The organism is Arthrobacter rhizosphaerae (genome assembly GCF_023062595.1).
Taxonomy (GTDB): domain Bacteria; phylum Actinomycetota; class Actinomycetes; order Actinomycetales; family Micrococcaceae; genus Arthrobacter; species Arthrobacter rhizosphaerae.
In genome coordinates, this window is the sequence record NZ_JALLAN010000003.1 from 365,037 (window position 1) to 377,631 (window position 12,595).

General features: G+C 60.6%; 12 protein-coding genes. 7 read left to right on the forward strand and 5 right to left on the reverse strand.

Annotation, left to right across the window (positions count from 1 at the left end):
• Positions 1-12: 12 nt before the first annotated feature.
• Entirely contained in the window at positions 13-696 is a 684-nt protein-coding gene (locus MU551_RS06585) for a DUF1345 domain-containing protein (RefSeq protein ID WP_247041802.1), read from the reverse strand.
• A gap of 290 nt (positions 697-986) precedes the next feature.
• Here MU551_RS06585 and rpsF point away from each other — a divergent pair, with 290 nt between their 5' ends.
• From rpsF to rplI, 4 genes are all read left to right on the forward strand, one after another.
• Complete coding sequence (gene rpsF / locus MU551_RS06590; protein WP_050683795.1) at positions 987-1,292, forward strand: 30S ribosomal protein S6; 306 nt, start codon at positions 987-989, stop codon at positions 1,290-1,292.
• A gap of 52 nt (positions 1,293-1,344) precedes the next feature.
• A complete protein-coding gene (locus MU551_RS06595) occupies positions 1,345-1,914 on the forward strand; it encodes a single-stranded DNA-binding protein (protein WP_247041803.1) in 570 nt (189 codons plus the stop codon).
• Between the two features lie 125 nt (positions 1,915-2,039).
• Positions 2,040-2,279, forward strand: coding sequence for a 30S ribosomal protein S18 (rpsR, locus tag MU551_RS06600; RefSeq protein ID WP_003800144.1), 240 nt, complete (start codon positions 2,040-2,042; stop codon positions 2,277-2,279).
• Between the two features lie 18 nt (positions 2,280-2,297).
• The gene (gene rplI, locus MU551_RS06605; RefSeq protein ID WP_050057159.1) at positions 2,298-2,750 is read left to right on the forward strand and encodes a 50S ribosomal protein L9; all 453 of its coding nucleotides are present in this window, start codon (positions 2,298-2,300) and stop codon (positions 2,748-2,750) included.
• A 121-nt stretch (positions 2,751-2,871) separates the two neighbouring features.
• Here rplI and MU551_RS06610 read toward each other — a convergent pair whose 3' ends face one another.
• A complete protein-coding gene (locus tag MU551_RS06610) occupies positions 2,872-3,294 on the reverse strand; it encodes a DUF1801 domain-containing protein (RefSeq protein WP_247041804.1) in 423 nt (140 codons plus the stop codon).
• 161 nt (positions 3,295-3,455) lie between these two features.
• On the opposite strand from MU551_RS06610, the gene MU551_RS06615 reads away from it, so the two are divergent.
• The gene (locus tag MU551_RS06615; RefSeq protein ID WP_247041809.1) at positions 3,456-4,106 is read left to right on the forward strand and encodes an FMN reductase; all 651 of its coding nucleotides are present in this window, start codon (positions 3,456-3,458) and stop codon (positions 4,104-4,106) included.
• Between the two features lie 69 nt (positions 4,107-4,175).
• The gene (locus tag MU551_RS06620; protein WP_247041811.1) at positions 4,176-4,559 is read left to right on the forward strand and encodes a TFIIB-type zinc ribbon-containing protein; all 384 of its coding nucleotides are present in this window, start codon (positions 4,176-4,178) and stop codon (positions 4,557-4,559) included.
• A 3-nt stretch (positions 4,560-4,562) separates the two neighbouring features.
• On the opposite strand, the gene MU551_RS06625 is transcribed toward MU551_RS06620, so the two are convergent.
• Together MU551_RS06625 and MU551_RS06630 are read right to left on the reverse strand one after the other, a co-directional pair.
• On the reverse strand, positions 4,563-5,135 hold the full coding sequence (locus tag MU551_RS06625; RefSeq protein ID WP_247041814.1) for a hypothetical protein: 573 nt from the start codon (positions 5,133-5,135) through the stop codon (positions 4,563-4,565).
• A 4-nt stretch (positions 5,136-5,139) separates the two neighbouring features.
• Entirely contained in the window at positions 5,140-5,601 is a 462-nt protein-coding gene (locus tag MU551_RS06630; protein WP_247041816.1) for a hypothetical protein, read from the reverse strand.
• Positions 5,602-6,317: 716 nt separating this feature from the next.
• On the opposite strand from MU551_RS06630, the gene dnaB reads away from it, so the two are divergent.
• Positions 6,318-7,697 carry a replicative DNA helicase gene (dnaB, locus tag MU551_RS06635; protein WP_247041818.1) on the forward strand — a complete coding sequence of 460 codons (1,380 nt, stop codon included), beginning with the start codon at positions 6,318-6,320 and terminating at the stop codon, positions 7,695-7,697.
• A 118-nt stretch (positions 7,698-7,815) separates the two neighbouring features.
• Here dnaB and MU551_RS23295 read toward each other — a convergent pair whose 3' ends face one another.
• Positions 7,816-12,225: a rhamnogalacturonan lyase family protein gene (locus MU551_RS23295; RefSeq protein ID WP_308198291.1), complete on the reverse strand. Its 4,410-nt coding sequence runs from the start codon at positions 12,223-12,225 to the stop codon at positions 7,816-7,818.
• Positions 12,226-12,595 lie beyond the last annotated feature (370 nt).

Below are 12,595 nucleotides of genomic sequence, written 5' to 3' on the forward strand. Positions count from 1 at the left end.
TTGCCCGGCCGATCAGCTGGCGAGGCCGATCACCAGATTGATAGTGGTTGCCAGGATCAAGGTGCCGAAGAGGTAGGACAGGAGCCCGTGCTTGAGTGCCTCGGCGCGAATTCTGTGGCTCTCCAGGTTCGTGTCGGAGACCTGGTAGGTCATGCCCAGGCTGGTGGCCACATACGCGAAGTCTGAGTACTGGGGCGGGCGGTCCTGGTTGAAGCTGATCCCGCCTGGCTCGTCCCCCCGTTTTTCGGGATCGTAGTACAACTCTGCATAGCGCAACGTAAACAGGGTTTGAACCAGCATCCAGGACAGTGCCACGCAGGACAGGGCGAGCAGTCCGCCGGCCAACACGTCCTGGCCGCTGGGGGAGCCGCGGTGTGAATCAACGACGACGGCGGCAACAGCCGCGAGGCTGGCAAGGTTTGCGGCAAGAATGAGCAGGTCGGTGACGCCCTTGGATGGATCCTCCGTTATGGCATGGGAGCGTGTGCCCGCGGGATCAAGCCTTCCGATCACAATCCATACCCAGAGCACGTAGGTCAGTGAGGCGACTGCCCAGCCGATGGCCGGGGCTTCGATCCAGCGCCCCGAGAGTCCGGTGGTCAGCGCTGCCGCCAGCCCGGCAAGAACCATCACCACGAAGCGCACCCTGCTGCGCCTGACGATAGTGGCCGGAAGTTCCGCGGAGGGGGAGTCCATGACCTGTACTCTAATCCCGCACCCTGGCTGGCCGTTGGCGGCGGGTTATCCACATGGCAGTTGGGGAGCCTTTCGAAGGCTTTCAGCAGGGTATTAAGGTCAGTACCAGCTTCAGTTCAAGAGAACTGGAGTCGAAGGTAAATCGCCTATCCGGTTCGGATGCACTAAGATAGTGAAGTCTGTGCTGCGCCCTGCCCCCACTATGGGAGCCGGGCATGCATGACACCGCAAATGAACCTCCTGTTACGGAAATGCCGTAACCGCTTAGCCCAAAGGAGGTGGGTTCACATATGCGTCCTTACGAATTGATGGTAATCATCGACCCCGAGGTCGAAGAGCGTACCGTTGAGCCGTCGCTTCAGAAGTTCCTGAATGTCATCACCAACGATGGTGGAACCATCGAAAAGGTTGACATCTGGGGCCGTCGCCGTCTGGCCTACGACATCAAAAAGAAGTCTGAAGGTATCTACGCCGTGGTGAACTTCACCGCCAAGCCGGACACCGCCAAGGAACTTGACCGCCAGCTGAGTCTCAACGAGACCATCATGCGCACCAAGATCACCCGCCCCGAAGAGCAGAAGGTTGTTGCTGAGTAATCAGCTTCACCCTTATTTCTTCACCCCGCAGGAACGAACAAGGAGGCAGTAGATGGCAGGCGAGACCACCATCACGGTCATCGGTAACCTCACCAGTGACCCCGAACTGAGGTTTACACCGTCAGGCTCGGCAGTAGCGAACTTCACCATCGCTTCCACTCCGCGTACCTTCGATCGTCAGTCCAATGAGTGGAAGGACGGGGAAACCCTGTTCCTTCGCGCATCGGTATGGCGTGAGGCAGCTGAAAACGTCGCAGAATCCCTGACAAAGGGCATGCGGGTTATCGTTTCCGGCCGCTTGAAGAGCCGTTCCTACGAAACAAAAGAAGGCGAGAAGCGCACCGTTATCGAGCTTGAGGTCGATGAAATCGGCCCGAGCCTGCGTTACGCCAACGCCAAGGTCAACCGCACCCAGCGCTCCGGCGCTCAAGGTGGTCAGGGTGGCTTCGGCGGCGGAAACGCCGGCGGCTTCGGCGGTAACCCTGGTGCAAGCCAGGGTGCCAACTCGGGTGGAACCTGGGGCGCCAACCAGCCTGCTGCGCAGGATGACCCTTGGGCTACGCCCGGGGTCAGCAATGCAGGCGGCTGGGGCAACGGCCCCGATTCCGAACCTCCCTTCTAACCACTCATTAAGGGCCGACGTCGGGACCCGCCAGGGTGCCAACGGCACCAAGGCGACCACCGCCGTCGGACCACCACCATCCCGTGGATCAATATCCACGGGCTCCATAGAATAGGAGCTCCACGATGGCTAAGGCTGAACTCCGTAAGCCCAAACCAAAGTCCAACCCCTTGAAGGCCGCTGACATCACCGTCATCGACTACAAGGACGTAGCATTGCTGCGCAAGTTCATCTCCGACCGCGGAAAGATCCGCGCCCGTCGCGTCACTGGCGTCACGGTGCAGGAACAGCGCAAAATCGCCCAGGCAATCAAGAACGCCCGCGAAGTTGCTCTGCTGCCTTACTCCGGCGCTGGCCGCGGTTAAGGAAAGGGATTAACTAAAATGGCAAAGCTCATTCTGACCCACGAAGTAACCGGTCTCGGTGCTGCTGGTGACGTTGTCGAGGTCAAGGACGGTTACGCACGTAACTACCTGCTGCCCCGCAACTTCGCCCTGACCTGGTCGAAGGGTGGCGAGAAGCAGGTTGAGTCCATCAAGGCTGCCCGTGCCGCCCGCGAGCACGCTTCCCTGGAAGATGCTCAGAAGCAGGCTGCGGCACTGTCCGCCAAGCCCGTCAAGCTCGTAGTCAAGGCTGGCGAGACCGGACGCCTGTTCGGCACCGTCAAGCAGGGCGACGTTGCTGACGCTGTTGAGGCCGCTGGCCTTGGCCGCATCGACAAGCGCAAGGTTGAACTGCCGGCTCACATCAAGTCGGTTGGTTCCTACCAAGCCAACGTCCGTCTCCACGACGACGTTGCTGCTGTGATCGAACTCGACGTAGTCGCGGGCAAGTAGTCTTCCGGCTTTCGAGTCGCTGGATTATGCAGTCCTGAACTGCTGAAGACCCCGCACCGTAACCTCCAAGGTTCCGGTGCGGGGTCTTTGCTTTAATGCTCGGCGACTGCATTTCCGGGGTTCACGACTGGTGCATCACTGTGGTGTTGTGGCGGTGGGCAGCCTGGATCAGCTCCACCAGAACGTCCTCGTCAATATCCTTGAGGCTGTTGATGTACAGGCAGGCGGCCCCCAAGGTGTACTTTCCCAGCTTGGGCAGCAGGCTGGAGGCCTCCGGAGCATACGTAAGCCCATAGAGGGACAGGCTTCCCTTGCGGGGCGAGAACCCGACGGCCACCGTATCGCCTTCCCGGCCGCTTGTGTAGCGGTAGTGGTAACTGCCGAAGCCGACGATGCTCGGACCCCACATCACCGGAGTCTCACCGGTGTTCTCCTTCATCAGCGTGAGCAGGCGGAATCCGTCCCTGCGTCGGACCGGGTGTTCGACCCCCTCCAGGAAATCCTCGACGGACTCCGGCGTTGGTTGGGTCTTGTTTTCAGCCATAATGGCAGTTTTTCAGACCTTGATGGCCTTGTCAGTAAGTGGCGTCCATGAGGGCCAAACGCATCGCGGCTTTACGGGGCTGCGGAATAAAACACTAAGGGCCTCGGTTCTTCAGATAGATGCAAACGCATGTAGACCAACGATCCTTCCAGGAGACAGCCGTGGAAACCCGCCACATCACCGTTATCACCGCAGGCCTTGGCGTGCCGTCATCGAGTCGCCTGCTTGCTGACCAGTTGGCCGCCGCGGCCAGCCGGGAACTGAGCTCTGCGGGGTACACAGCCGAAGTGGACATCGTCGAACTCCGGGACCTTGCCGTGGACATCGCCAACAACTTTGTCACGGGATATGCCGCGCCGCGCCTTGCAGAAGTTTTGGCGGGAGTTGCTGCTGCTGACGGCATCATCGCCGTATCACCCGTCTTCAGCGCCTCGTACAGCGGCCTCTTCAAGTCTTTTGTAGACATCCTGGATCCCGGGTCCATGGACGGGAAAGCCGTGCTGCTGGGTGCCACCGGCGGCTCCGACCGCCACCAGATGGTTCTGGATTATGCCATGCGCCCCTTGTTCACCTATCTGCGGACCCGGATCACACCCACAGCGGTCTTCGCGGGCCCACAGGACTGGGGAAACGACGGCGGCGGAGGGTCGCCGCTTTCTGCCCGGACTGAGCGGGCGGCGGCGGAGTTTGCCGAAATGCTGGCGGCGGCTCCGCGCCGCGCGATGAAATCATCCGGAGGACATTTGCAGGATCTGGAGTCGCTTCCGTTTGAGCAGCTTCTGGCGGGGATCTCCGGCGGCCGGACAGCATAGCCGTCACGGGGCCGTTCCAGGCTGAACGCTCCTCTGAACTATTTTCCGGTCCCGATCGTTGTGGGGGACATGAAGTGTCCTGTGGATTCTATTGACCTGATAATGAGCGAACGCAGTGGTGTGGAGATCGACTACTGCCCCCAGTGCCGCGGTGTGTGGCTGGACCGTGGGGAGCTGGACAAGATCATCGACCGTGCCGCAGAGATGGGAACCGGGCAGGCCCCCGTGGCACCGCCGGCTCCCATGGCGCCCGCGCCCGGCATCGTTCCCCCGCCGCTCTACAACATCGACCCCCGCAGAGACGACAGGTCACAGGAGCGCTACCGGCCGGAGCAACCGCGCTATGACGACCGGGGCCATGACCGCAACTATGGCAAAGGGTACGACCGCGACTACGATCGCCGGCGGCCCAAGAAAAAGGAAGGCTGGCTCGGAGATCTCTTCGACTTCTAGAAGCTAGTCGTCCAGCAGGTCGATGAATTCCCGGGCCTGTTTGATGGTGATGTCCGAGTGGCGGGTCAGGGCAAGCGCAGCCCCCTCCGTGTCTCCGCTTTTTGCCAGGGTCCGGATCCGGCCGTAAATTTCGTCATTGAGCATGTTGCTGCTCACTTCACGGGTGACGTCACCTTTGCTGGCGATTGCGCGGTAGCGGTAGGCGAAGCGCTGCGGGGCGTCGTCATCGTCGTCCCTCGGCGGCTGTTCAGCGGCGGGAGGGCGGAAAGGTTGAGGGTGCGCGGCCAAGGCGCCCACAGCGTCCCGTGAAGCGCGCAGGCCCTCTCCCGCGGCTTCGTAGTAGAGCTTGATGGCGGCCATGGCCTGCCCCTGGGCGATCAGTGCGTAGAGCCGGCGGTGCTCATCCTCCGTCAGCTTGGCCGCCGCCGCCCGCGCGAGTTCGAGCTGGGTCATAGGGAGGGTCTGGCCCGCCGAGTTCGAGGCGTGACGGGTCCTGCGGTTCCAGGCGCGGGTGGCCAACAGAACACCGGCTCCGACAACGACCAAAATAACGACGGGGATCACTAGCGATTCCATGGTGCTACAGCCGATCTATATAATTCTTAGCGGTCATAAGGTCTGAGCGGGTGGCCTCGCGCAGCCTTTTGATGGCCTGTAACTTGTGACCGCTGCGCGCCAGCGCTTGCAATTCGAGCTCGAAGTGGGGATTCAACTGACCGCCGGGCAGGATCGGAGCCTGATACCCGTGGCCGCTCACACCTGAGGCGTGCACCTGCTGGGCCCTGTCCCGGGCATTTTCCCGCTGCTGCGATTGTTGTTGCTCGTTTTGGCTGGGCCGGGTTGCAGCATCCACGCGCGCCCTTGCGGCCTCAGCAGCCTGCACCTGTTTGGCATAGTGGGCCTGGGAGCGCATGGCCAGCTCCAGCTGGTAACGCTCGGCATCAGAGATGCCAGGGTTCCGCGGCCTCAAGGCGGTGGAGAGCCCCCAGAGAACTGCCGCCACAATTAAGGCGGGCAGTATGACTTGCAGTACATCGCCCATATTTAGAGCTTATGCCAGATGAGTGTTATCCACAGCATATTCCGCGGCTTGCATAAAGGAAGAACGGCACCAGTTGTTGAAATGAACCGCGGCAGAACTGCAGGTATCCTCCGGGTTGCCGTTTTGCCGCGTCTATGCCTTCCCGCAGCAGGGTTTCCCCAGAGGCCAAGATGCAAGCTGTGGATGAAGCTTTGGATAAAAAACTTTTCGTCCACACCGTCAATCTGACGTTTGCGCAGGTCAGAGGCCTAAGGCCACGCAAAGATTTTTTGTTTCCACAGCTTCCCCCACAGGCTGTGCACAAGGAGGAACAGGTAGTACACAGGTTATCCACAGGCGTGGACAAAGCCCCGCTTGGTGCTTTCTCCCCAGCAGACTACCGTTGCGGAATACCCGGAATTTTGGGTGCCAAAAAGTGTCTTCCTATATAAAGGACGGCTTCCAGCAGGCCTTATTTTGGCTCTTTGTGGGCTGTTCTGTGGATAACTCTGTGCCAAATGGGGATAACCGCACAATGGCGGGATCGCAAAACTGTCGTAGCGGGCTGATACCACTGGCTTAGGGTCCACGTGTGTGGTGAAGACGTTCAGATCAGGACAGTCCGATGAGGACGGTCCGGCAAGGACTGCCTGCTAGAGACACGGCACCCAAGGGCAGATGGTTTACCCGCGGCTGTGGAACTTTGTGCCCACAGCGCACTACGGAGGACGGCAGCTTTGTCAGTTACGCACCTGGATTCAATCGAGGGCACTCGGAGCGCGGAAGGCAGCCGCAAACCACCCCAGGACATTCCTGCTGAGCAATCAGTACTTGGCGGGATGATGCTGTCCAAAGACGCCATCGCCGACGTCGTAGAAATTCTCCGTGGCCAGGACTTCTACCGGCCTGCCCATGAAACCATCTATGAAGCTGTGATCGACCTCTACGGCCGGGGTGAGCCAGCCGACGCCGTTACCGTATCCGATGAGCTGACCAAGCGCGGTGAGATCAACCGTATCGGCGGCCCTGCATACCTCCACGAACTCATCCAGACGGTTCCCACGGCCGCGAACGCCGGCTACTACGCCGAGATCGTCGCCGAACGCGCCGTGCTGCGCCGCCTGGTCAACGCAGGCACCAAGATCGTCCAGCTGGGCTATGGACAGGACGGTGAGGTTGAAGACCTCGTCAACCAGGCCCAGGCCGAGGTTTATGCCGTGGCGGAACGCCGGACTGCCGAGGACTATGTGGTTCTCAAGGACGTCATGGAGTCGACGGTTGACGAAATCGAGGCCTCGGGACACCGCGGCGAAGGAATGACAGGGGTGCCCACCGGCTTCTACGAGCTCGACGAGCTGACCCATGGACTTCACCCGGGTCAGATGATTGTCATCGCCGCACGCCCTGCTGTAGGTAAATCAACCTTTGCGCTGGACTTCGCGCGCTCGGCAGCCATCAAGAACAATCTGGCCACTGTGATGTTCTCGTTGGAAATGGGCCGGAACGAAATCGCCATGCGGCTCCTCTCGGCCGAAGCAACCATCGGCCTCCAGGACCTCCGCAAGGGGACCATCAAGGACGAACAATGGTCCAAGATCGCCACCACCATGGGTCGGATGAACGATGCGCCCCTCTTCATCGATGACAGCCCCAATATGTCCCTTATGGAGATCCGGGCCAAGTGCAGGCGCCTCAAGCAGCAGCACGATCTCAAGCTCGTCATCCTTGATTACCTTCAGCTCATGAGCTCGGGCAAAAAAGTGGAGTCCCGCCAGCAGGAAGTATCTGAATTCTCCCGTGCGCTGAAACTCCTGGCGAAGGAACTTCAGGTCCCGGTGATTGCCCTCTCCCAGCTGAACCGTGGATCGGAACAGCGGCAGGACAAGCGGCCCATGGTTTCGGACCTCCGTGAATCAGGATCCATTGAGCAGGACGCCGACATGGTTATCCTGCTGCACCGCGAAGACGTCTATGACAAGGAGTCGCCGCGGGCAGGGGAAGCGGACATCCTGGTGGCCAAGCACCGAAACGGTCCCACCAAGGACATCGTCGTTGCTTTCCAGGGCCACTATTCGCGGTTTGCCAACATGGCAGCCGACGCCGGCGGCGGGTTCTGACATCAGCCGCATTTCCTGACACAAGCGCGTTCCTGACATAAAAGGGCTGCCCCACCGTGAGGTGGGGCAGCCCTTGTTTTCGATGTCAGCCTTTCCGGGCTGCCAGCTTCGTTCCTGGTTACCTGGTTCCCGTGTAGGTGATGTCCGGCATCGCGGGTGTTTCCATTCCCACCCCGATAAAGAAGCCCGGGTGCGGAGGCTGGTTGTAGGAGATGTTCTCCCTGGCAACAGAGAGCCGGTACACGGGATCATGCATCAGGGTGCGGAGCCGGACATCCGTGGATGCGGACGTGGTGTAGATCCGCAGCTCTGTACTGTCCGACGAGGCCCAGGCAATTTCTTCCCGCCAGTCACCGAGAAGGTCAGCCTGAATTGCCGGCGTTCCCTTGGTGCTGTTGTTGGATTTCGCGCCGGCGGCGGTGAGCAACCTGTCGCTTGCCTGGGTCTGCCAGTTCCACTTCGCGATGGTGGGTGTTCCGCTGTTTGAGGTCGCATTCCAGTCGTGGTCCACAATCTCACGCAGCAGGTCTCCGTCCCACCAGGCAAGGAAGTTGGCGGCCGGGATCTTCTCCGAGAGCAGTTCTCCCTGTGCAGACCTCACCTGCCCAACAGGTGAGTTCCAGGCAGCGTCTCCGCCGATCGCCCAGCCTTCAGCACCGGGATGGCGGGGGTCGATGTCGCCCGCGGCGGCCCGTCCCGTGTCCTTGGCCGCGGGGATGCTCCACAGCACTTCACCTGTTGCGGAGTCACGGAATGTGGCTCCGCGGTTTCCACTTGCGCCCATGTCCTCGTGTGCCGCGAACGTCTCCAGGCCGGGCCTGGACGGGTCCAGGTCGCTGGTGTGGATGGCGTCCCCGTGACCAAGGCGGGTGGAGTACAGCGGTTTGCCGTCGTCGTCGATGGTCATTGAACCGAAAACGAACTCGTCTTTGCCGTCGGCGTCCACGTCCGCCACGGACAGGTTGTGGTTCCCTTGCCCGGCGTATTGGGAGCCTGCGGAGTCGGAGTCAAAAATCCAGCGTTTGACGATTTTTGCGTTGACCAGGTCGTAGGTTGCGAGCACTGTGCGCGTGTAATAGCCACGGCTGAACATCATGGACGGCCGTTCGCCGTCGAGGTAAGCCACAGCGCCCAGGAAGCGGTCAACCCGGTTGCCGTAACCGTCACCCCAGGCTGCGACGTCACCCCGGGGCGGATCGTATTTGACCGTGTCCATGATGGTGCCGGTCTGGCCGTGGAAAACGGTCAGGAATTCATCCCCAGTCAGCACATACCCGGTGCTGCTGCGGTAATCGGCGTTGGGGTTTCCAATCACAGTTCCCGCGGCATCCCGCGTCCCGTCAGCCGTCTTCATTGCGACTTCGGCTTTGCCATCGCCATCGAAGTCGTAGGCGAGGAGCTGCGTGTAGTGCGCCCCGGCCCGGATGTTGGCACCCATGTTGATCCGCCAGAGTTTGGTGCCATCCATCTTGTAGGCGTCGATGTAGACCGTGCCGGTGTAGCCTGCCTGGGAGTTGTCCTTGGAGTTGGACGGGGACCACATCTGAATGACCTCGTACGTGCCGTCGCCGTCCAGATCCGCCACTGTGGCGTCGCCTGCCGAATAGCTGTACGGCTGGCCGTCCTTGGTGTAATCGTTGGCGGGCTTGTCGAGTTTGATGGCCAGGTACTCGTGAGCCAGGGGAGTGAACTCCGCCGTCAGTTGATCAGACCCATTACCCACTGCCTTGATGACGTACCTGGATGACGCCGTGCCCGCCGCATCCAGATACGTTGTGCTGTCCTTGACGGGGTCAACCGTTAGCTGGACGCCGTCACGGATCACATGGAAGCCGACGCTTTGGGGGTCCCGGCCGAGCATTCGCCAGCCCACCCGTACTCCCTGATCGGTCAGCACGGCAACAGGTGCACGGTCCAGATTCTCCATCTGACGGTTCACAATGGTGACCTTCTCTGTGCCGATCACAGGGGAAAGAGCGGACTCCCCGCCCTTGTTGATGGCGGATACCCGGTAGTAGTACTTGATGGTGGTGAGCACCGTATTGTCTGTGAAGTCCACCTCGCTGGAGCGTCCCACAAAGCTGAAGGTTCCTTCCGCCGACGTCGAACGGTATATGTGATAGGCGGCAGCGCCGCTGACTTTCTGCCACTTCAGGCTCACGCTGGTCTTTTCAATGCCCTTAACGTCTACCTTCACAGGGGCAGCCGGCACAGGCGTGTTCGGGTCGGTCAGGGAAACGTCCGCAACGTTCGAGGGAACGGACTCCAGGCCGGTGTTGTCAACAGCGGTGACGTGGTACTTGTAGGGGAGCCCGGCGAAGGCCGTGATGTCCTTGAATCCGGGGGTGGAGACGTTGTCGGCCACCAGAGTCGGCTGGCTTTCGTAAGATGCCTGCCGGAAAACCCGGTAGCTTGCGGCGTCCCCTGACGCATCCCAGGCCAGTTCGACGGCGGGAGGCTCGGCAGCAGCGTCGATGCCTGTTGCCCGCAGGTTCGTCGGTCCGATGAGCAGGGGTGTCACTTCGAGCCCGTTCAGCCTCTGGCCGGACCCACTGATGGTCAGGTTAAGCTGGCCGTCGGTAACGAGGACCTGGTTGATGATCTTTGTGGCGGAAGAGGCCCGGCTGGAGGAAACCTGGCCATAACCCTTCCCCTCTGCGGCGACGTCCGTTCGGGTCGAGCCGATCCAGTCGCTGTGATAGGTCTTCAGCGCGTAAGTGCCGTTGGGGACGTCCAGCTGGAATTCGAAGCTGGAGCCACTGAGCACGAAGTCGCGGAGCAGTGCGGTGGTGACACTGCCGCGGTCCCGGTCAGAGAGGACCGAGAGATCCTTGAAGCCGAAGCCGCGCTCCTTGCTGTAGGCCATGGTGCGGTTCACCTCGGTGTAGTTCGGCTCCACAGGGGCACCGACCGGGCCGAAATCGAAACGATACTTGGCCTCTTTGGTAGTGACCGTTAAGGGGTCGCTGGGTTCGGAATCTCCCTTTCCGTTCGTCGCGGTGACGCGAACCGTGTAAGAAGTACCTTCGGCCAGCCCGGCAAGATTCGTGGTGGGGACGGTGGAGGTTGTTGCGAGTTTGTATGCCGAGTCCGGTTCTGCTGCCAGTTTCCGGTAGATCTTGTAAATGTCAGCGCCTTCAGCGGGCTGCCATTTGAGCAGGGCGCCAGCGTTCGAAACACTCCCCGCGACCAGGCCGGCGGGCTTGGCAGGAACGGCGGCAGGGGGCGTTATTTCTTTGACCCTCGGGGCAAGGGGAACGTTAAGTCCCTTTACGCCACCGGCTACCAGACGGGCGATATGGATTGCGCCGTATTCCTGGAAGTGGGTGTTGTCCACGGTCCCGTTGGGGCGGTTCGGGTAGACCCCGGCGTCGACGTGCAGGAAAACGGATTTGGTGGCTTCCGGGCCGATTTCGTCGTAGTAGGCGCGGCTGAGGGAGGACAGATCAACCAGCGCGACGTTTTCCTCGGCGGCCAGTTCCTTCATCTTCTCAACGTATTCCGGGAAGCTGACGTTGAATTTACCGGTGGCCTCGTCAAAGTCACGGCGGCCCACCGGGGTCACCAGAACAGGAGTTGCGCCGCGCTGCCGCGCTCCATTGACATAGGTGCGCAGGTACTCTTTGTAGTCGGCCGGTGAGGCGTAGCGATCATCGACGCCTACGGTCGCGTCATTGTGGCCGAACTGGACCATCAGGTAGTCGCCGGGGTTGATGACTCTCAGGATCTCGTCCAGGCGGCCCTGGCTGATGAAGTTCTTGGAGCTGCGGCCACCGATGGCGTGGTTGTAGAACGCGACTTTTTCGTCGAAGTAGCGCCCGATCATCTGGCCCCATCCGGCCTGGGGCGCAAAGCCGGGGTCATAGGTCTGAACAGTTGAGTCGCCAGCGAGGTAGACGCCCGGATCGGCCGTGGCGGTGCGTGGTGCGCGGGCAGAGATGACCAGGGAGTTGATCTTGGCGGCAGTTCCGCTGAAGTCCAGGTTCAGTTGTCCGTCAACAAGGGAAATGGGGAATTCCATTTCGAGGAACTGGCCCGCTGGCTTGTCCGTGAGCTGCACCTTGGCGATTTTTTCAGCCGTAATGGCAATGTTGGTGGCGGCAGCAGAATCACCGGCGATGAGCTTTACTGTGTAGTCCCCGTTGGGCAGGTCCACCAGAAAGCTGCTTCCTTGTGCCTGCACAAAGTCGGAGCGCAGAGCATCGGGGGTGCCGCGGTCCTCTCCGCTAGTGACGGAGGTGTTTGTGAAGCCGAATTTTGATTCAGGGCTGTAGGCCTGGGCGGCATTTACCTGCGTGTAGCCCTCTTCCGTGGCCCCTGGGCCGAAATCGAAATGGAATCCCGAGCCCGCTGCCGGAATACCTGTATCGGCATGGACGACTGAGAGTCCGCTGAAGGCAATCGCTGTAGCCGCGGCGGCCGCGGTGAGTACCTTGGCGCCGGTTCCGGCGGCCTTGCTGCGGATGGTGTGGATTCGGGCGGAGCCCGGAATAGCGTGCCTTGGCGGATCTTGAGAGGGGTAGTTCACGAACATCTCCTTTGATGGCGCGTGGGTATGCCAAACCACACTGGTCTGACGGTGAAACGTTTCAATCAGGACGGAAATCAACCCTCTGTCGAGGACTGAAGGTGATGCGTTTTGGGGAGACCGCTGGCATCGGCGTGGTGTAGACCACCATGTATTGGAACCAAGGTTTATCAGTGGATCGTTTCAATAGTCAAGAGTTTTGGTTCCTTCTTGTTAGTTATTGTTCGAACCGTACATTCGAAGGCCCCTGGGCCCACAGCTCTGGGATGGCGGTTAAAAGGTGGCGACATAGGTGCGGCGCCATATCGGCATGGTGTTCCAGGATCCTTCGTCATCGTTGAACCCCCGCCTTCCTATCGGCGAGAGCATC

Bases quoted from the DNA above. Each gene is read 5' to 3' on its own strand.
- MU551_RS06585 (WP_247041802.1), bottom strand. From the start codon at position 696: ATGGACTCCCCCTCCGCGGAACTTCCGGCCACTATCGTCAGGCGCAGC.
- rpsF (WP_050683795.1), top strand. From the start codon at position 987: ATGCGTCCTTACGAATTGATGGTAATCATCGACCCCGAGGTCGAAGAG.
- MU551_RS06595 (WP_247041803.1), top strand. From the start codon at position 1,345: ATGGCAGGCGAGACCACCATCACGGTCATCGGTAACCTCACCAGTGAC.
- rpsR (WP_003800144.1), top strand. From the start codon at position 2,040: ATGGCTAAGGCTGAACTCCGTAAGCCCAAACCAAAGTCCAACCCCTTG.
- rplI (WP_050057159.1), top strand. From the start codon at position 2,298: ATGGCAAAGCTCATTCTGACCCACGAAGTAACCGGTCTCGGTGCTGCT.
- MU551_RS06610 (WP_247041804.1), bottom strand. From the start codon at position 3,294: ATGGCTGAAAACAAGACCCAACCAACGCCGGAGTCCGTCGAGGATTTC.
- MU551_RS06620 (WP_247041811.1), top strand. From the start codon at position 4,176: ATGAAGTGTCCTGTGGATTCTATTGACCTGATAATGAGCGAACGCAGT.
- MU551_RS06625 (WP_247041814.1), bottom strand. From the start codon at position 5,135: ATGGAATCGCTAGTGATCCCCGTCGTTATTTTGGTCGTTGTCGGAGCC.
- MU551_RS06630 (WP_247041816.1), bottom strand. From the start codon at position 5,601: ATGGGCGATGTACTGCAAGTCATACTGCCCGCCTTAATTGTGGCGGCA.